The sequence below is a fragment of the Actinomadura sp. NPDC023710 genome, assembly GCF_040639875.1.
Lineage (GTDB): Bacteria > Actinomycetota > Actinomycetes > Streptosporangiales > Streptosporangiaceae > Spirillospora > Spirillospora citrea.
Genome location: NZ_JBFAGB010000003.1, coordinates 224,113 through 244,332, shown reverse-complemented (window position 1 = coordinate 244,332; position 20,220 = coordinate 224,113). Strand labels below are relative to the sequence as shown.

The 20,220-nt window shown below is 70.0% G+C and carries 11 protein-coding genes; 8 read left to right on the top strand and 3 right to left on the bottom strand.

What is annotated here, in order from left to right; translation table 11 throughout:
* Positions 1-16 precede the first annotated feature (16 nt).
* Complete coding sequence (locus AB0H37_RS05235) at positions 17-8,653, top strand: LamG-like jellyroll fold domain-containing protein (RefSeq protein WP_360611517.1); 8,637 nt, start codon at positions 17-19, stop codon at positions 8,651-8,653.
* 148 nt (positions 8,654-8,801) lie between these two features.
* Complete coding sequence (locus AB0H37_RS05230; protein WP_360611515.1) at positions 8,802-10,022, top strand: S1 family peptidase; 1,221 nt, start codon at positions 8,802-8,804, stop codon at positions 10,020-10,022.
* A gap of 102 nt (positions 10,023-10,124) precedes the next feature.
* Here AB0H37_RS05230 and AB0H37_RS05225 read toward each other — a convergent pair whose 3' ends face one another.
* On the bottom strand, positions 10,125-11,474 hold the full coding sequence (locus tag AB0H37_RS05225) for a serine/threonine-protein kinase (RefSeq protein ID WP_360611513.1): 1,350 nt from the start codon (positions 11,472-11,474) through the stop codon (positions 10,125-10,127).
* 213 nt (positions 11,475-11,687) lie between these two features.
* Between AB0H37_RS05225 and AB0H37_RS05220 the strand changes: the two genes are divergently transcribed.
* Together AB0H37_RS05220 and AB0H37_RS05215 are read left to right on the top strand one after the other, a co-directional pair.
* Positions 11,688-12,080: a VOC family protein gene (locus AB0H37_RS05220; RefSeq protein WP_360611511.1), complete on the top strand. Its 393-nt coding sequence runs from the start codon at positions 11,688-11,690 to the stop codon at positions 12,078-12,080.
* Complete coding sequence (locus tag AB0H37_RS05215; protein ID WP_360611509.1) at positions 12,077-12,952, top strand: sigma-70 family RNA polymerase sigma factor; 876 nt, start codon at positions 12,077-12,079, stop codon at positions 12,950-12,952. The genes AB0H37_RS05220 and AB0H37_RS05215 overlap by 4 nt, the downstream gene beginning before the upstream one ends.
* 101 nt (positions 12,953-13,053) lie before the next feature.
* Here the strand turns inward: AB0H37_RS05215 and AB0H37_RS05210 are convergent, their stop codons facing one another.
* Positions 13,054-14,043 (bottom strand): BtrH N-terminal domain-containing protein, encoded by a 990-nt coding sequence (locus AB0H37_RS05210; RefSeq protein WP_360611507.1) that lies wholly within the window; start codon positions 14,041-14,043, stop codon positions 13,054-13,056.
* 838 nt (positions 14,044-14,881) lie between these two features.
* Between AB0H37_RS05210 and AB0H37_RS05205 the strand changes: the two genes are divergently transcribed.
* The 3 genes from AB0H37_RS05205 to AB0H37_RS05195 all read left to right on the top strand — a co-directional run bounded on the left by AB0H37_RS05205 (position 14,882) and on the right by AB0H37_RS05195 (position 16,434).
* On the top strand, positions 14,882-15,262 hold the full coding sequence (locus AB0H37_RS05205; RefSeq protein ID WP_360611505.1) for an RHS repeat-associated core domain-containing protein: 381 nt from the start codon (positions 14,882-14,884) through the stop codon (positions 15,260-15,262).
* Between the two features lie 508 nt (positions 15,263-15,770).
* Positions 15,771-16,079: a hypothetical protein gene (locus AB0H37_RS05200; protein ID WP_360611503.1), complete on the top strand. Its 309-nt coding sequence runs from the start codon at positions 15,771-15,773 to the stop codon at positions 16,077-16,079.
* 4 nt (positions 16,080-16,083) lie between these two features.
* Positions 16,084-16,434 carry a hypothetical protein gene (locus tag AB0H37_RS05195; protein WP_329087008.1) on the top strand — a complete coding sequence of 117 codons (351 nt, stop codon included), beginning with the start codon at positions 16,084-16,086 and terminating at the stop codon, positions 16,432-16,434.
* A 1,490-nt stretch (positions 16,435-17,924) separates the two neighbouring features.
* On the opposite strand, the gene AB0H37_RS05190 is transcribed toward AB0H37_RS05195, so the two are convergent.
* Positions 17,925-19,505, bottom strand: a complete 1,581-nt coding sequence (locus tag AB0H37_RS05190) for an MDR family MFS transporter (protein ID WP_360611501.1) — start codon at positions 19,503-19,505, stop codon at positions 17,925-17,927.
* Positions 19,506-19,616: 111 nt separating this feature from the next.
* Between AB0H37_RS05190 and AB0H37_RS05185 the strand changes: the two genes are divergently transcribed.
* The gene (locus AB0H37_RS05185) at positions 19,617-20,171 is read left to right on the top strand and encodes a helix-turn-helix domain-containing protein (protein WP_329087011.1); all 555 of its coding nucleotides are present in this window, start codon (positions 19,617-19,619) and stop codon (positions 20,169-20,171) included.
* Positions 20,172-20,220 lie beyond the last annotated feature (49 nt).

The window sequence follows — 20,220 nt, the reverse complement described above, 5'->3', positions numbered from 1 at the left end:
GGACCAGGAGCAGCAGATGGCGAAACTCCCCGAGCTGCCGAAGCTGAAAATCGCGGGCCCCTTCTGGACGGCCGAGGCCGAGGTGATCCGGCTGGCCGATCCGGCCACCAACTTCGCGTTCCGCACCCTGTTCGCGGACACGACGCCGCGCCAGGCCGTCGGCGAGAACAACGTGCTGCTCCCGGGCTCCCTGCTGGCACTGGTCTACGTCACCAGCGTCACGATCAGCCCGACCAACGGCAGCACGCCGCAGTACGTGTGGAAGCGCAGCGGCAACAAGCCCGACGGCAAGCTCTCGCCGCAGGCGATCCGGGCCGCGATCAGCGCCGGCACCGTCGGCCTGCTGCTCCTGCAGGCCCCGGCCGACGGCTGGCCCAAGAACGTCGCCGGCAAGCTGCCGACCTTCACCTGCCTTGGCGGCGAGATCGTCCTCGACCCGATGACGGCCCAGGCCGGCGCCGCTCAGAAGCTGTACGCCGCGCTGGGAATCGGGCCGGCGGCGATCACCCAGCGCACCGGGGCGGCCCGCCTGCTCGGAGCCCTCGCCGTCCACGCCGGCGGCCTCTCGGTCTTCGGCCAGATCCGCCTGCTCTGGGACACCGCGCCGGTCACCGCCGTGTTCCAGCTCGCCCGGGTCGTCCCTGACCCCGAGCCGACGGCGGGGGCCAAGGTGCGCGGCTTCCGGATGACGGTCGAGGCCGAGCGGCTGACGGTGAGCGAGCGGACGGCGATCACCGACTCCTGGCGGCGCCTCAACCGCTACCTCAACCCGAACAACCCGCTGAACGGGCTGGCCGAGCCGCTGCCCGCGCCGGAGTGGGCCACCCTGGAGCTCTCCAACCCGCTCGCCGTCCCGCGCCTCTTCTGGGAGATCGCGCCCTGGCAGGAGCAGCCCGGCACGCGCCCGATCAGCTTCGCGGGCGACGAGTTCAGCGTGCTTCTGAGCGACCGGGGGCCCTACGACCCCACCGCCCGGCCGGACACGCTCGCCCAGATCACGCCGGCCAGAGCGCGCGTGGCCGCCGACGGCACGAAACTGCGGGTGGAGCTGGCGGCCGGCGGCCCGCCCGCGAGCTCCGCCGGCACGCTCGGCTACCAGGCCGGCCGCGACGGCGCCGGCTGGAGCGAGCGGGTCACCCTCGCCGCCACCACGCTCGCCTTCGACCCGAACGAGGCCGCGCGCCGGCTCCGCGCCACGTTGCGGGCGCCCGAGCCGTCCTGGAGCCGGCCGGAACCAGGTGAGGCCCGGCCCGTCACCCCGGCCGTGCTGTGGGGGTTCACGCCGCTGGACGACGGCTGGGCCCAGCTCCCGCTGCCCAACCTGTCCGAGCAGATCTACCTCGACGCGGGCGTGGCCCGGGAGGAGCCCGCCCCGGCGCCCGGCAACCTGCTGCGCGGCGCCGTCAGCTACGGCAACGACGATCCGGCAGGGCTCGGCCAGGTCCCCGGCGAGCAGCCCTGGAGCCTCACCCTCGCGGCGGCCCAGCGCATGACCGCCACCTGGGTGCTCGGCCCGGCCGGCGGGGGATACCAGCTCCAGTCGGCCGAGCTGGCGCTGGACGCGCCCGAGGTGGCGCTCAACGGGCTGTTCTGGCTGAGCACCGAGGCGCCCACCGCGGCCGACGCCCTGCCCGGCTTCGACGACTGGATCGGCGGCCTGGCGACCGTCCCCCTGCACACCGTCACCGGACGCGAGCTGTTCCCGCCCCTCGTGCGGCTCGCCTTCGAGGCGATCAGCTTCGCGTGGCGGAGCAAGCCCGCCCCCTCGGCCGGCCTCGGCGCCTGGGCCTTCCAGTACGGCATCGACCCGGAGCTCCTGCGGGCCCTGGTGGACGGTGGCGTCCTGCCGCCCGACGCCGTCGGCGCCGCACTGCCCCTCGTCTGGCGCCGCCACCCGACTCTGCCGATGGTTCAGGCCCTCGCGCTCACGCAGAGCGTCAGCCCGCCCAACGTGCCGATCGCGGGCCGGCAGCTCGTCCCGTTCGAGCTGCCGGTGACCCGCCAGGACGGCATGGACCTGCCGGACGGCTGGCGCTTCACGGCGGAGGGCGCCTCGGGCTGGCCGCGCCACGGCGGCGGCCTCTCGCCCGCCCGCGAATGGCTCGGCGCGGATGAGGAGAAGCTGTACGACCTGCCCCTGGTGGCGCTCTCACTGCCCGGCCTGGTGCTCGACCCGCGGCCCGACGGCGAGCCGCCGCGGAGCGACCCCGGGCTCGGCCTGCCCATCCAGTACCGCTACGACCTGCCCTATACGGACGAGATCCAGGCTCTGGCCCAGCTTCCCAAGATCCCCAAAGACCCTCGCGAGAGCGCGCCGCTGCCCGACACGGCGCGGCCCGAGCCGCCGCGTCCGCTCACCCGCGCGGACTACGCCGCCCACTGGCGGCGCCTCGCCGAGCGCGCCGGCCTCGCCGCCGCCGACAGCGTGGCCGCCTTCGCGCGGCAGGACGGCCAGACCGTGCTCCGCCACCTGGCCTCGATCCACGCCTGGCGGGTCCGCGCCACGCTCGCCCTTGACGGCTATCCCGGCGAGCTCCGCCTGGACAACGCCGACCCCGCCCCGAGCGCTCCCTTGACGCTGACGCGCGAGGCGGCCCTGTCGGGGATAGACGGCGATTTCACCGACGGGTCCGGGGGCTTGCGCCGCCTGCCCGCGGACGCGCCCACGGACTCGGCCCACTACCGGTTGACGGCCGGGAGCATGGCCGCCCGCGCCGTCGGTGACGCCGGCTTCGCCGACCAGCGCGGCCTGGTGCGCGGTGCGAGCCTGCCCACGTCCAACCTGATCAGGACCCCGCTGAGCCATCCCACGGCGGGCGAGGTGCAGCTGACCACCACCCGCCTGCCGCTCACCCTCGGCCACGCCGCGGCGACCTGGCGGCTCTGGTTCCGCGACCTGCCGGCCCAGGGCTCCACCTTCAGCAAGGCCTCCGCCCGCTCACCCAAGGCCGTCGAGCTCGATCTCGACGGCAACGACCCCGAGGCGCGCAGCAGCGACTACGAGCACCGGACCGGGTACGAGTGGCGCCTGCGCCCGCTCGACGATGATCCTGACGCGCCCCCGCCCGGCCTCGACCTGTTCGGCCTGCGCTTCTTCCCGATGGTGCTCGACCGCGTGGTCTTCGCCGGCGACGGCGTGGCCGCGGTCGACGTGATCGGGCGGTTGCAGCTCCCGGTGGCCGGTTCCGACGACGAGCAGACCGATCTGAGCAACTGCGTGCGGCTGACCTTCTCCGGCGGCGGCACCGCGCTGAACCTCAGCGCCATCGGCCTCGACGGCGACGCCCTGGAGTGGCCCCTGGCCGTCGCCGCCGGTGAGGCCGGCGACGCGCCGCGCCTGCGGGTCGGCCGCGTCGCGCTGGCGTCCGGGGGCGCCGGCCTGACCATCGAGCAGGTGCGGCTGTACTTCCACCTGTTCCAGGTGGAGTGGGCGGTCGGCCTGCCGCCGATCAGCTTCCCCGACCCCGCGACGCCGCCCTTCACCCTGCCCGGCGCGACCGGGACCGCCCCGATCGTGCCGCAGCGGGTCGCCCTCGGCCTCGACATGACCGGTGGTGAGCACACCCTGAACCTCGCCGTCGCCGTACGGATCGGCAGGCCGCCGACAGGTCTGCAGGCTCTCTACCGATTCGACGAGGGCGGCGGCGCCACGGTCCACGACTCCTCGGGCATCGGTGAGCCGCTGCACCTGAGCGCGGCCGCGACCCAGGGCATGAGCTGGAGCCCCAACGGCCTGACCCTCACCAAGGCGACGCTCATCCGCTCGGGCGCTCCCGCCGCGAAACTGAACGGCGCGGTGAAGGCGAGCAACGAGATCAGTATCGAGGCATGGGTGAAGCCCGTCACCGGCCTGCTGACGGGCGGGCAGTTCGACATCCTCACCGTCTCCTCCGACGCGGGGCACCGGAACGTGACCCTCCAGCAGCGCAAGGGCCTGCTCGATTCGTCCTTCGTGGACGTGTGGCTGCACACCGACGCCACCAACGATGAGGGCGCCCCCGACCTGGCCACCCCGGCCGGTTCGCTCGGCGCCGCCCTGACCCACCTGGCCTACACCCGCTCCGCCGACGGCCGAACCCGGATCTACGTCAACGGGCAGCTCAAGGCCGAGCACAACGTGGGCGGGAGCCTGGCCGCCTGGAACGACCAGTTCGAGCTGGCTCTCGGCGATGAGATCACGGGCGGCCGGGCCTGGCTGGGCACCTATCGCATGGTCGCCGTCTACGGCCGCGCCCTCACCGCCGAGGAGGTGTCCGCGCGCTTCGGCGCGGGGCCGGCGACGGCGCCCACCGCGTCCAGAGGGGAGGCGGTCGCGGCCGGGCTGACCTTCGACCTGATGGCGAAGGGGACGGATCGTTTCACGCTCGACACCGCGAACCTCTTCGGCGACCTCACCCTCGCCGTCACACTGCCCGACGGCTCGCCCGCGGCGCTGGCCGGCGACACGACGCTGCAGTTCGGCTGGAACGGCTACGGTGCCCCGCAGCCCGGGGGCCTCCAGTTCCTGCCGGGCATGCGCCTGGCCGATGCCCAGACGCCCGGCCTGGGCGAACGCGCCGCCCCCGGCTTCGCCACGGTGACGTTCCGCGCCACCGCCCGTCCGGACGACGTGCCGAAGCTGACCCTGACCGGCGCCTTCGTGGAGGCTCTGCTCGTAGCCCACTGGGGCCGCTCGCTGCACGACCGCGGTCCCAGCCGAAGCGCCGAGGCCGCGGAGCTGTACGGCTCCTCGGCCGGCGATCTCGTGGTGGGCTACACCTCGCGCCTGCAGGGTTCGGACTGGCAGGAGAGCTTCCTGCTCAACGGGATGCTGACCGCGACCAACCTGGTCTCCTGGCCGCAGCAGCTCAACTACGACGCGGCCACCGCGCGCATCACCCTGCCTGCGGCCCGCACCGCCGGGGCCACGCCCCTGACCCATCTGCGGCACACGATCAGGGTGCTGCTGAACCAGCACGAGCTGCCCGGATCCATCCTGACCGGAGCCGCGGGCCCGCTGCTGTTCACCTTCCCCCAGGGCCAGAGCTGGCAGACCCTGGCCCTGGTCGAGCACCAGCTCGTCGAGGTGACGCCTGCGGCCGGCGGGAGCGGCGGGACCCTCGGCCGCGAGGCCCGCTGGACGGCCGTGCAGGAGGTGCGCCTGCTCGCGCCGCAGCGCGCCGCGCAGTTCCTGCGCGCCATGGCCGCGCTCAAGACCACCGACCCCGTCGAGGGCGTCAGCCCGCTCGGCGGCGTGAGCGGCGGCTACCTGGGCGCCGGCCTGTCGGCGCTGCTGGCCGACTCGGGGGCGGCGCTCGACGCGCTGCCTCCGGACACGCTGCTCGTCGAGGCGAGCGCCCACCACCTGGTCAGGCTCACACCCGCCGGGGAAAGCGTGGCCACCACGCTGCAGTTCCTCCCGACCGGCAGCCAGGGCGCCCTGCTCAGCAGCCCGGCGGACTACGCGCCCAGCGACCCGACCGACCCGCGCTGGCTGCTGCTGACCATGCCCTTCCTGGGCCGGCTGCAGGACACGACCCGCGACCTGGCCCAGCCGCCCGCCGGGCAGCAGCCCAGCCCGCTGCAGACCGACCCGCTGCTGCTCATCGCCCGCCTGCGCGCCGCGGCCCCCACCACCGCACTGCCCGGCCTGGCTCTCGCCCTCAGCGGCTGGGCCGACAGCGCCCCCCTGGCCGTCACCTTCGCCAGCCTGGACACCGTGGTCGGCCGCAGCTTCGCTCGGCTCGACCCGTTGGCGCTGGAGGAGAGCTGGTTCCGCGCTCAGAATCCGTCCCCCGAGCCGCAGGACGCACTGCTGCAGAGCGTCCTTGCCGCCCTCCCCGAGACGCCGGCCCGGCTCAGCCGTCCGGTCGCCCTGCGCCAGGCCTTCGACCCGCGCCGCCCCTTCTACCCGCCCCAGCCGGACGACCGGACGGCGCCGGCCGAACCCTCGCCGTACGCCGACCCCGTCTGGCGCGAGGACGGGCTCCTGCTGACCCAGGCCGTGAGCACTCTGGCGCCGACCAGCAAACCGCCCTACGGCTGGACCCTGGCCGCCGCGCTCATCGCGAGCAGCGGGCTGCTCGGCCAGCCTCCCGCCGACGGCCAGGGCCCCCGCCGCCATCCCGCGGCCACCCTCGTCCCCGCACCGCTCGCGTTCGACGGGGCCGACAACCCGCGCCCGCTGAACATCGTGATCAGCCCGTACCTGGGGCTCCAGTGGCGGCCGGCGCCGACGGTGCCGACGAGCGGTCCGTCGCCCCTGCAACCCCGGTTGCTGCTCGCCGAGCTGCTCTGCCTCGCGCCCGGCACCGCACGGCTGCGGCCCGTGGCGAGCCGCATGTGGAGTGTGCAGCCCGACCACCCCGAGCTGGCCGATGAGAGCCACCTGCGCGCCCAGGCCCAGGGCTGGGCCGTCCAGTCCCAGCGTCTTCTGGCGCCGGAGTCGCCGATCGCGGTGCTGCGCTACCGGATCATCAGCGACAACACCCGTCCGGACGGCCTGGGGGAGGCCGCCCTGACCACCGGCTACGCCTTCGCCCTGGTCCGGGTGACGAGCGCGGAACCACTGGCGAAGCGGCTGTTCAGCATCCGCCCGGAGCTCGCCGATCTGCGCTACCGCGAGGGCCAGTGCGCCATCGCGGCGATCCCCGCGAGCCCCCGCGACTTCGAACTCGCGCCGCCGCAGACGGTCGGGGTGCAGCCGGTCTACCTCACCCAGCGCCCGGTGCGGGGGGACCTGCCGGCGTGGCCCTGGGGCCTCAGCGCGCTGCGCGTCAGTGTGCACTACACCAAGGGGCAGCAGGGCGTCATCGGCGTGGCCACGCCCGGCACGGCGGGCCAGACGCTCTGGTGGCAGACGGTCCAAAGCACGGTGCAGTTCCGCTCGGCGCTGCACACCGACCGGCCGACCGGCGGCCTGCCACGACGCTTCCGCGCGCCGGCCGTACGCAGCCTGCTCCCGGCACCGCCCGACCCGCCACTCCCCGCGCTGACCGAGTCGATGTTCGATCAGCCCGCCCTCCCCGAGCCGGACAGGGCCGCCCCCGAGGGGCCGGCCCTGGAACGCTGGCAGCCGGTCCTGCCCGGCGAGTTGCGCTACCTGGTGAGCGGCACACGTGCCGGCGTGTTCGTGACGCTGCGCAACCATCTCCTGCGCCAGAGCGGCGTCACCCTGGCGGGCGAGCACCCGCGCCCGCGCGGTCTGGCCATGCTCTCCGGCGGGCTGCCGGTACAGCACCGTGCCCCGCGTCCAGTACCGCTGCCGGCCAACGTCGACGGCCGGCAAGGAGTCGCGCTGCGCACCTGGGCGAGCCACTTCGACCCCGAGAAGCCGGCCCTGGTCACGCCGTCCCCGACCGACGAGGCCTTCCGCGCCGGCTTCGACGACCCCCGGGAGAACCCGACCTACCGACAGACCGCCCAGCGCCTGCGGCTGCAGTTGGCCGCGGTCGAGCGCTCCAGGCTGGACGTGGGCTGGGACGGTGTCCTGACCTTCGTCTACCGGATCGACGGCAGCATCACCCTGCTCGGCGGTCAGAAACCGGAGACGCCGGAGACCGGCATCCGCGACTGGGTCCTGGCCCTGGAACTCGTGGGCGCCGGGCGGGTCACGACGCTTGCGGACATCACCACCCCGACGCTGGTGCTGACACCGACCCTGCGGGCCCAGCTCGGTGCGGTCGGCGTGCCCCTGCCGGGGCCGGAGGTCGACACCGTCGACACGGCGAAGCTCGCGATCTGCCGGTTCGGGCTCCCCGGCGACGCGAAGACCCGCGCCGACCGGGCCCGCGAGCTGATCGCCGGCATGCCGCCCGGCGCGACGATCCACGCGCGCGTCAGAGCGCAGTTCGCCCCTCACCGGCCCGGCGCGGAGCCGTATCACGACGGCTACAGCCATGTGCTGCGTTTCCCGCTCCGTGTGGCCGACCCGAGCGCGCCCCACCTGCCCCTCGTCCCGCGCTACGTCCATTTCGAGGACCCGGAATACAACCGGCGGCTGGCCTCGCCTTCCGCCCACGCCACCGTGCCGGTGCAGTTCCCGCAGCAACCGGGCGGCAGCACGAGCCCGCAGCGCGCCGTCACGCTTTCCGCGGAGCGGCGGGAGTGCAACCCGGACGGCACGCTGGCCCTGCGCTTCGACTGGGACGAACCGCCCCCGGGCAGCCCGAAGGCCACGCTGACGCTCCAGAAGATCGACCTGGACCAGACCCCACGCGACCTGGTGGACCCGAACGCACCCGGCGGTCCGCAAAGGCTCGACCCGGGAAAGCTGTACGAGCTCTCGTTGGCCGCGATCCAGAAGCTGAACGGGCCGCTCAACCCAGGCGAGCGGCTGCGACTCGTCCTGCACGTCGACTCGGGCCCGGTGAAGCCGGTCGTGGCGCAGCTCGACATCACCGTCGTCGAGGCTCCGGTGATCCCCACGACCGAGGCGGCGTACGCGCTGCTGCGCAGGCAGACGGCCGGCGACCACACGTACGTCGAGTGTGTGCGTTTCGCCTGGGGCCCGGAGGCGCAGCGCGTCGAGCTCGTGAATCCAGCCGACCTGCGCACGGAGGTAGTGCGCCGACGCGCGGTGTTCCAGTTCACCGACTCGACCCGCCCCGAGCGAGCGGAGTCCTACACCGTCCAGAAGATCAGCCAGACCGGCTCGACGCACATCCCGCTTTGAACAGGTCACCCGGAATTGATCGGGTCGTCGATCGGCGGGGGCACGGGGGAAAGGAGGCCGAGAGCACGGGCCTTGTTGAGCGCGGTCACCCGATCGGAAACGGAAACCACCGATGGCACGAAGAAGATCCAGACGCGCCTGCGCCCTCATGACCCTCACGATCGTCACGTCGGCCTGCCTGTCCGATGCCGCGATGGCCGCTTCGCCCCGCCCGCCACGCCCGGAGGCATCGGACGCCGTCCTCAAGGCCATGGCACGTGACCTGCACATCGACGAAGCCGCCGCCCGCCGCCGCCTGGCGGCCGAGAACGAGGCGGCCAGGACCGAGGCCGCGGTCGTGCCCACCCTGGGCAGGACCTACGCCGGTTCGTGGTTCGACCCCGGCAGTGGCAAGCTCGTCGTCAACCTCACCGACGCGACAATGGCAGCGTCGGTGCGCAGAGGCGGAGCCCTTCCCAGGATCCTGCCGAACGGCCATGGCCTTACCGAACTCAACGCCATCAAGACCGAACTCGACGAACTGGCCGAGTCCGAGCCGTCGGCGGTCGCCGGAGTGAGATCGTGGGGCGTCGACCCGGTCACCGGCCGCGTCGTGGTCACCGCCCTCGCCGGGCGCGAGCGCGGCAAGCTCGCGAAAAGAGCGCTCGCCCACGGCGGCGCTGTACGGTTCGAGACCACCACCGCACCGGCCGTCGCCACCGAGTGGGCGGACGGTGGCGAGGGCATCCAGTCCGGAAACACCCCGTGCTCCCTCGGATTCAACGCTCGGCTGACCTACTCCGACCTGCCCGGAGTCTCCGACCCGGTCATCATCAGCGCGGGACACTGCGCGAGCGCCGCAGAGGCCTACGGCTTCGGCAACGCCCGCTACGAGGAACCGACCAAGACATCGACGATTCTCGGCCGCTGGTGGCTGGTCAATCGCGATCACGACTGGGGCGTCATCGGTTCGATCAGGACCGACTACTGGAGCCAGGGTCCATGGATCTCCCTCCACACCCCTTTCGACGGCGTCCTGATCGTCCATGGAACCCAGCAGCGGCCCATCGGCAGCTCGATCTGCAAATCGGGCTTTCGGACCGGCATCACCTGTGGCGTCATCCGCAACCGCGGCGAATCCGTCTACCAGACCGACCAGCACCGGACCGTCTACAACCTGACCCGTGACACCACCTGCACTCGACCCGGCGACTCCGGCGGTCCCCGCTACACGGCCGATGGCGAGGCTCAGGGAATAACCAGCACAAGCGCGCCGGTGTCCCCAACCGACGATCGATGCCTCCAGGACATCGGCCAGGAGAATCGCAGCTGGTACGTCGAAATCACCTACATCCAGGGCTACACCGGCGCACGCGTCACCACGGGATAGCAGCAATCGGACGTACGAAAGACTTCGACGTCGCTGAGGGGGAACTGCCGCCAAACGTCGCGGGCCGTAGGCTGCCCGAGCCAGATCGATGGCCCGCCGGGCTCAGGTGACCTCGATCTGCAGGAGGGTCCTGTCGTCGCGGAGTACCACCTGAGCCTTGACGACGCCTGGTACGCGGACGGGTTGAACGCCGATGATGCAGCTCTTGCCGTCCGGGGACAGCGCCGGGGGGTGCACTGCCGCGATGCCGGGCCTGGTCGTGAGCCATTCCGTGATGGCGGCGAACTCCGCGCGATCCGCGGTGGTGGCAGGACCGGAGCACCCTGACGTGCACCTGCGGGCGCCGGTGAACGTCACCTCCGCCCGGCTGCCGCCCACCTTCCTCGCCGATGTACGGGTGTAGCCGCTGGGCGCTCCCAGCTTCTCGGCGATGCTCACATTGTTCTCGTAGGTGGAGTCGCCGCCGGTGAGGATCACGAATGCGGACACCGCCACAGCGGCCACGACGGTCACCGCCGCGGCGACCAGCGCCACCCACAGGAGTTTCCCGCGCTGCGCCGCGGGCGAGATCGGCGGCGGCTCGTGGGCGGACCCCTGCGCGGGTGCGCGGCCGGGCGCTGCGGCATCTGCCGGTGGACCGGAACTGAGACGGGCCAGTGTCGCGCGCACCTGATCGGCGGTAAGCCGCTGGGCCGGGTCCTTGCGGAGAAGGCCGCTGATCACTGGTTCCAGGGGACCGGCGCGGACGGCGGGCGCGGGGTCTTCGGTCGCCACGGCGACGAAGACCGCTCCGGTGCTCGTGCCGCCGAACGGGGGACGGCCCTCCGTGGCTGTGTAGAGGGTCGCGCCCAGCGACCACAGGTCGGTGGCGGCGCTCGTCGGGAGGCCCCGCACCTGCTCGGGGGACATGAAGGCGGGGGTCCCCATGATCTCGCCAGAACGGGTGAGGGTCGTCTCGTCCTCAAGGGCGGCGATGCCGAAGTCCGTCAGGACGACCCGGTCGCCTTCCAGGAGCACGTTGGCGGGCTTGACGTCCCGGTGGGTGATGCCCGCTCGGTGCGCCGTACGGAGGGCGTCCAGCATCTGCAGGCCGATTCCCGCCGCCTGCCGCGGTGCGAGGGGCCCTTGGGACTTGAGCAGGTCGTCCAGCGACCCGCCGTGGACCAGCTCCATGACGATCCAGGGGCGCCCGTCATCTCCGGTGACCAGGTCATGGACGGTGACGATGCCGGGATGCTTCAGCCTCGCGCCGGCGCGTGCCTCCCGGTCCAGCCGCGCGACCAACCTCGCGCGCTGGGCGGCGCCCAGCTGCTCGGGAAGCCGGAGCTCCTTGACGGCCACGTCCCGGTCCAGCTGAACGTCGCGCGCGTGCCAGACGGCTCCCATGCCGCCCTGCCCCAGGAGATCCGTCAACCGGTACCGGTGGGCGAGGACCTGGCCCAGATCACTCACGGGCCGACCCTAGCCGTCCCGCTGACGAACAGACAACCGTGTTCATTCGACTGCGCCGCAGGCCCGGCTCACCCGGGGGGGCGCGCCGAAGCGCTGCCTGCGGAAGCCGCTGCGGTTGAAGTGCCGGCGTCCTGTTACCTTCTCCCGCCGGCACTCGTCATGGGTGTGACGACGGAAAACGGTCGCCGCACCGACGAGTGAATCGAGAACGGGATGCTGACCAACATCATGTACGTGACGGTCTACGTCACCGATCAGGACCGAGCGCTGGGGTTCTACACCGAGGGACTCGGCCTGGAGAAGCGGATCGACTTCCCGGGGCCCGACGGACGGTTCCTCACCGTCGGCGTGCCCGACGGCCCGGTACAGATCATCCTGTGGTCGCACGCCGCCGGCGCGGGACGGCGGGGGGGCGGGGGCCGGCATACCGCGCCCGGTCCGCTGATCCTCGAAACCGACGATCTGCGAAAGGACTTCGAGACCATGCGCCGGCGCGGCGTCACCTTCGATGAGCCCGAACCCGAGGACTACCCGTTCGGGGTCCGCATCGAGGCGGTGGACCCGGACGGCAACCGGATCTCGCTCCGGCAGCAGCGGAAGCCGTGACCGCCCGCCCCTCCGGCCTGGTGACCGAGGCGTTCGAAGCCCAGCGGGACCGGCTGGTCGCCGTCGCGTACCGCGTGCTGGGCTCGCACGCCGACGCCGAGGACGTGGTCCAGGAAGCCTGGATGCGCCTCGTCCGCCAGGACGAGGCGACCATCGCCAACCTGGCGGGCTGGCTGACCACCGTGGTCGGCCGGATCAGCCTGGACCTCCTGAGATCTCGCCGCGCCCACCCCGAGACCGCCTACGGGCAAGAGTCCGCGGACCTGGTGGTGACGCCCGCCGACGCCCCCGCGCCGGACGAGCAGGCGGCCCTGGCCGACTCGGTCGGCCTCGCCCTGCTGGTCGTGCTCGACTCGCTCACCCCGAACGAGCGCCTGGCGTTCGTCCTGCACGACATGTTCGCGGTCCCTTTCCACGAAATCGGTCAGATCCTGGGCAAGTCCGCCGACGCCGGCAAGATGATCGCCAGCCGCGCCCGCCGGAAGGTCCAAGCCACGGGCCGGCCGGCGGATCCCGGCCGCGAGCACCGAGAGGTCGTCCAGGCCTTCCGCGCCGCCGCCCTCAGCGGCGACTTCGAAGCGCTCCTGCGCGTCCTGGACCCGGACGTGAAGCTGACCGTCGACACCCCCGACGGCGTGGTCGTCACCCTCGGCGCCACCACGGTCGCCGCCCGCGCCCGGATGTTCTCCGGCGAGGCGGCCCGCCACCGGCCCGTGCTGGTCAACGGCATCCCCGGCCACATGTCCTGGCGCCCCGACGGAGCCCCTCTCTCCGTCATCGCCTTCACCGTCACCGGAGGCCGGATCACCGGTATCCACATCGTCGTCGACCCGGCCAAACTCGCCTCGATCCGTCTGCCCGCCCCGGCCTGAGCCGGTGCCGTCCCGGCATACGCGGGTCATCCCGGGCCGACCGACCGAGTTCCGCGTCCGGCCGTGGCCAGGGTTCTGCAACCTGCCAGGACGGGGTCGCGTCAGTTCCCCAGGCGGCTCAGCACCTGCATGGCCTCGCGCTCTATGCGTGAAAGATCGTGGAGGACGGTGCCTGCCTGGACGAGGCACTGCGCATCGCCCGACTCACCGGCTTTCGTGACCAGCGCTGCGACTTCCGTCCACAGGCAGGCCGCCTCGCCGTACAGCTCGTGGCCGGTGCGCAGGTGGCCGCTGTCGACCAGTTGGGCGCATTCGGCGAGGAAGTCGCGGTAGATGTTACGGAACAGGGCGCCGCCGGTGCCCGCCCTCTCCATCAACAGGGCCGCCTGCGGCAGGTCCCGCTGCGGGTCGTCGGTCCGCTGGAACCAGGTGCGCACCAACGTGCCGGCCTTCTCGATGCCGCGGTGACCGAGGTTGGCGATGGGCGGGTTGAGGAAGGCGTCGGCGCAGGCGGTGATGGCGGGAATGATCTGGCTCTGCGGGGAGGGCAGGCCCCTCGCAGCGGTGAGGGTGAAGGACCGGTGCTTGGCGGTCATCGGGCCGCGCGCGGCCCTGGCCTGGGCGAGGCTCGTCAGACTGGTGGACACCGCGCCGCCCTGCTGGTCGGTGTCCACCAGGTAGGCGTCGTGGTCGTCGTAGCCGTACATGGCGACGACATGACCGCCGAAGTGCACCTTCGACCCGAAGTAGTCCAGGTAGAAGCTGTCGAGCTGCAGCCCGACAGGGTGGCCGTCGTCGATGGAGGCCACCACGTTCTCCCAACCCCTGCGGGGCGAGGTGGTCTCCTGGACCAGGAGTTCCAGCCCGAGTCCGGCGGCCAGGTTCCTGGTGAGGTCGAACGGCTTGACCCGTCCTCCGAGGAAGGGAAAGCCCATGTTCTTGCCGTCCCAGTAGATGAAGGAGAGGCCGGAGCCGAGGCCGAAGAGCATGGGCTCGGACAGATCGAGTCCTTGGTGCCGCAGAAGCACCCCCAGCGCCGTCGTCTCGCAGTGCTGCGCACCGCGGGCATCGATATCTCTTACCGTGGTCATGCCAATGCTCTCTTCGAAGGGATGACCAGCCGGGTCATCAGCACTTCCTGCTGTGCCTCCGCCGGTCCGAGGAGTGGTTCGTCTCGCACGCCATCATCGTGAACCCTCCCACCGAGGGAGAGTCCAACCCCGCACCCCTTGACCCACGACCGCACGTCCGACCAGCCGAACTTCTCACCACCCGAACCGCGATCACAGAGACCTACTTGGCCTTGGGACCACGTGTGGGAGAAGGCCCCAAGCACAGCGATGACGCGGGCCGGGCAACGGCCGGTGAGCGTGGGCGTCGGTGCGCAGGATCCCCGCCGGCAACGACGAGAACCTGAAGCGCCCGCTCACGCTGACCGGGAACTCCCAATACGTCACCGGCACCAGCTACACCAACATCGGCCAGCTCCGCGGCTACGTGCTGTCAGCCGGAGGCAAGGCCGTCGACGATCGACGGCTACGCCTGCCTCACCGATGCCTGGACGCAGAACACCACTGCCTGTGCCACGACCCCCTCCACCGCCGAAGTCGCAGGACCGGCTCCGTACCGCAAGAAGTACAGCTACAACCCGGACGGGAATCGGACCAAGGAAGAGAGCTGGGGGACCGGAACCGCCGGCGGTGTCTGGCAAGGAGACCATGACTACCGCTACGCAGGAGACACCGGCGTAGACCCCACCTACAAAGGACACCAAGGTCACCGACACCGCCCAGGGCGACACCACCTTCGTCTACGCCGCCGACGGCAAGAGGCTCGTCCGCCGCGACAAGTCCGGCACCGTCCTGTACCTGCCGGGCATGGAATTCCGCCTCAGCAACGGAAGCGTCACCGCCACGCGCTACTACTCCCATGCGGCCAGATCGTCGCCATGCGCACCGCCACCGGCATCACCCTCCTGGCGGCCGACCATCAGAACACCGCCCAACTCTCCGTCCCCGCTGCCAACCCGACCAACCTCAGCCAGCGCCGCTACACGCCCTTCGGAGAAGACCGCGGCGGATCCACCGGCATCTGGCCCACCGTCATGGACAAGGGCTTTTCGGCGGCACTAACGACACCACCGGCCTCACCCACCTGGGCGCCCGCGTATACGAACCGGCAACAGGCCGGTTCATCTCCGTCGACCCCCTCCTTGATCCGGCCGACCCCCAGCAGTTGAACGGCTACAGCTACGCCAACAACAACCCTGCGGAGGCGGCTCCTGCGGAGACTACGCACCGACAGGCCTAGAACAAGCGGCCAAAAAATGCCCAGCAGCTTCGTGCCTGGAACTCAGGTTCTGCTCGCTGACGGTAGCTACCGGAACATCGAAGACGTCAAGGTCGGGAACGAGGTCCTGGCAACCGACCCACAAACAGGAAAGACCGAGGCCGAGCCAGTCCTAGCCACGATCACGAGCAAGGGCACCAAGAACCTCGTCCAGATCACCATCGACACCACCGGACTCCGTCCCTTCTGGCCGGCAGACGCGGAGTCAAGAAGCCCGCCAGCCCCCTGCGCCCCAAGAGCGGCGTCGTCATCTCCACCGACGCGCACCGCTTCTGGGTGGCCGGCAGCCTCAACAAGTGGGTGAAAGCCGCCGACCTCAAACCGGGCATGTGGCTCCGCACCAGCGCCGGCACCTACGTCCAGGGTCACCGCCACCAAACACTGGACCACCCACAATCAACGCGTCCACAACCTCACTATCGCCAACTTCCACACGTACTATGTAGAAGCCGGTGACACGCCGGTCCTGGTGCACAACGACGACCTGCCGTGTGTGCCTGGTGTCGGCGATGTGCCATCGAAGGTTGCTAACAGCAATATGACCCACGCAGCAGAACGAGCTGTGCGGCGTCTGGACGAATTTGACGATACCGCATCGGCGAGAAGTGCCCTGCAGGGCCTTGGTAAATCAATTCAAAGAGATGGCGTCCCTGAGGGGACTACCGCAGATACCAAACCTGATCGTGTGCTCGTTCTGTTTGGCGACGATGGTTACGTTGTGTATCGGATCAAGAAAAACGGCAATGCCGTTCTCAAGGCGGTGCTGAATAGGAAGTGAAGGCTTGAGTTTTAAAGAACCGTTCTGGATGCTTCAAACATCGTCAGAATTTTCACTCGTCCGTGAAGTGCTTCGCCGCCGCTTTCCCGATGCATACTCCCTGCTTACGAAAGCCTTGGAGCGTGCTGACCCGTTGGAGATCGTATATCCAGGAAATCCTGGAGAGTATGATGACGTGATAAGGGAGGTCCTTGTGTTGGCGGCACACGTTAATGGTGCTTTGGGTAAGCTCCCCATGGATCAACTCAATGCGATCGTGAGGGATGGCCTGGCGAGGTGCTACAGCGAGATGCCCGACGAGGAGAGAGTTCGCGAAGCCGTTAGGCTGATTGCGGCTGGAGCTACTCGCGGATAGCGGAGTCGTATGTGATTCGTAAATCTGCTGCGGCGAAAAGGCGCGTGTAAGCCTTGTCGTTGTCAGGGGCTAGTGATTGCATGCGGTACTGCGGCATGCCCATGGGATGCTGCTCAGGTAGTCTGCTGGCACAAACCACAGGGCGGGGCCGCGCCCGGAAGGATTCCGATCCGCGACTGTAGGATTTGGAATCCGAAGATCTCCGACGGCTCTGCGCCTCGGCTCGCCTGTGTGCACACCCCGGCACACAAGATCCTTCCGCGCATAACTTCAGGCCTTGCTCTTGGGTCGGCGGAGAGCTGCCGTGTGCGGCACACAAGTGGATTCGACACCATCGCCGTTCAGCCTGGGGAACCGACCGCATCGCGGGATCCTGGAGTTTTTTAGGAAAGGGTTATCAGGATATGGGCGGTGGTAGATTTCTCAGTCGAGATGGCCTTCGCCAGGTTCGTATGACGGATGCGGATCTTGCGCAGGCCGGTGAGTAATCTCCATATCTACCTTCCAGAGGAGCCCGGGTGGCATCTTCCGTAGGCGTTGACAGTGGTGACCCCCACGTCAGGGTGGAATCGATTCGAATTGCCGAGTATAGGTCTGAGGCAGGTGTCTCAACCTGGTGGGAAGAGGGTGCCTATCTGCGGGCTGAGGTCGAGTCCTCGCCTGAACCGACTGTAGTGATATCCGGAAATTCGGCAGGTCTGATTTCTCTGGCTCGGCATCTTCTCACTCTCGCGCAAAACGGCGTCCCAGATGGAAGGCATCTCAATTTCGATACATACTGTGGAGCCTTGACCGAGGATTCTCGCGGATTTCGTCTTGAGATTGAGAAATAGGGCGAGGTGATTTGGTTAAATAACCCTTTGTCGGTTGGCGGGCTGGGAATGCCGAGCCCAAGCCGGGGTTAGTGCTGTGCCCGCGGAGCGGTCAGTGCTGACCGCCTGGTGCGCCGTCGCGAGACCTTGCATCGGATCCGCTGGCGCCAGTGGTCGTTTCTGATTAGTTCCTGCTGCTGACTATGGGGGCTAGAGGTCCCACCCATCCGGCTGGACGACCTGCGCCATGGGCCACGACTCTATTGTTGCGGGCCGGGCATGATCTGCTTTTCGACCTGGTCCCTGATCCGCCGAAGACGCCGCCGTCATCCTCAACGCCCGCACCGAGCCAGACTACCGACGAGACGGCGCACCGGGCCGCGCCGTCCGGTTGCCGGAGGCGTCGAGGCGATGACTCGCACGGATCGCCCTTTGGATTCGCCGCGCAGGTGATGAGACAGCCGTCCGGCACGCCTTCTTCGGTGCTGGCAGAGAAGGCATGCTCACCTTCTTGTGGACGAGAAGGCGGAGACGATCGCGGCCATCCTGACTAGGGCGAGTAGCGGGACGGCGAACCCTCGCTGGGCTGGGCTTTGGTGTTGCGAAGTTGGCGCCCGGCCTGAACGAGACGGGGGCCGTCCTCTTGGGGAGGACGGCCCCTGGTGGTGCTGCGACGGGTCAGACCGTGACGGGTTCGGTGAGTGCGCGGTCCTCGGGGGCGGACTGGTCGGCGGCGCCGCCGCGCAGCGGGGTTTCGCGGATGAACCAGGCGGCGACGATGGCCAGCAGCGTGAACGCGGACGCCCAGAGGAAGACGTTGTGGACACCTGAGGTGACCGCGTGCTCCACGGCGTCGCGCACGTTGACCGGCATCCGCTTGAGCAGCGCCGGAGTGAGCTGGCCGCCGCTGCCGGAGATCGACTCGCCTGCCTGCTCGCCGAGCCGGTCGGTCAGCGCACCGGTCAGGTGGCTGCTGTAGATCGCGCCGAGGATCGACACGCCGAGCGAGCCGCCGATCGTCCGGAACAGGGTGGCCGCGCCGCTGGCCGCGCCCATGTCCTTCATCTCCACGCTGTTCTGCGCGATGAGCATCGTGTTCTGCATCAGGAACCCCATACCGGCGCCCAGCACGAGCATGAACAGCCCGGTGGTCAGCCGGGTGGAGCCCACGGTGAGCTGGGCCAGCAGCAGCATGCCCGCGGTCATGAACACGCCGCCCACGATGGGGTAGACGCGGTAGCGCCCGGTGCGGGTCACCAGCTGTCCGACCGCCATGGTGGTGACGAGCATGCCCATCATCAACGGCAGCAGGAGCAGGCCGCTGTTGGTGGCCGAGGCTCCCTGTACCAGCTGCTGGAACTGCGGCAGGAAGGTCACCGCACCGAACATCGCGAAGCCGACCAGGAAGCCCAGCACCGAGGCCAGAGTGAAGTTACGGCTGCGGAACAGGCTCATCGGCAGGATCGGGGACTCGACACGCAGCTCCCACAGCACGAACAGCGTCAGCAGGACGGCCGCGCCGGCGCCCAGGCCGATGATCGTGGCGGAGGTCCAGGCGTACTCCAGACCGCCCCAGCTGGTCATCAGCGACAGGCAGACGATGCCGCCGGTCAGCAGGGCCGCGCCGGCATAGTCGATGCGGGAGGTGCCGCGGGGACGCTTGGGAAGGTGCATGGTCAGCGCGGTGACCACCAGGGCGAGGGCGCCCAGCGGAAGGTTGACGTAGAAGGCCCACCGCCAGCTGAGGTGGTCGGTGACCAGGCCGCCCAGCAGCGGGCCCCCGATGAACGCCAGCGGCATGACCGCGGCCATCAGCCCCTGGTAGCGCCCGCGCTCGCGGGGCGGCACCAGGTCGCCGATGATGGCCATCGCCCCGACCATCAGGCCACCGGCGCCCAGTCCCTGGAGGCCGCGGAAGGCGATCAGCTGCATCATGCTGTGCGCCATGCCGGCCAGTGCCGACCCGGCCAGGAACAGCACGATGGCGGCCATGAACATGCCCTTGCGGCCGTAGATGTCACCGAGCTTGCCCCAGATCGGCGTCGCCGCGGCGGTGGCGAGCGTGTAGGCGGTGACCACCCAGGACAGGTGCGCCAACCCGCCCAACTCGCCGACGATCGTGGGCATCGCGGTGCCGACCACCATGTTGTCCAGCATGGCGAGCAGCATCCCGATCATCAGCCCGCTCATCACGATGTAGATCTGGCGCTTGCTCTGGGGAGCGGCCCCCGCCCCGCTCTCCGTCTGTGTCGTACTCATCCCGGTCGTCCCTCCATCGTACTTACCTGCCGCCCGGCTAGTTTGCTTACTTGTCGTACGGTAAGCTGGAAACTAGCCGGTCGTCAAGTAAGATTGTTTGGGGAGGACGTGATGACCCGCCGACGAAGCGACACCCGCGAGCAGATCCGCAGGGTCGCCCTGGAGCTGTTCGCCGAGCAGGGCTACGAGAAGACCTCGCTCCGCGAGATCGCCGAACGGCTCGACGTGACCAAGGCGGCGCTGTACTACCACTTCAAGACCAAAGAGGACATCGTCGCCAGCCTCTTCGCGGACTTCCACGCCGAGGCCGAGGAGCTCCTGGAATGGGCGCGCGGGCAGCAGCCCACCCCGGCGTCGCGACGGGAGTTCGTGCGCCGCTATGCCGAGATCATCCAGGGTCCCGGCAAGGAGATGCTCCGCTTCATGCAGCAGAACGAACCGGCGGTCCGGGACCTGAAGGGCGGCGCCGACATGCGCGCGCGCATGCAGTCGTTCGCCGAATTCCTGGTCGACAAGGAGACGAGCCTCCCGGACCAGATCCGCGCCCGCCTGTCCATCCTCACACTGCACATGACCCACTTCGCCATGCGCGACACGGACATCGACGAGAACGAACTGCAGGACGCCGCACTGGAGGTCGCCCTCGACCTCATCCCGGACGAATAGGCACGCAGCACCGTCTTCCCGTCGCTCGGCGAACCGGAACTGGTCAGCC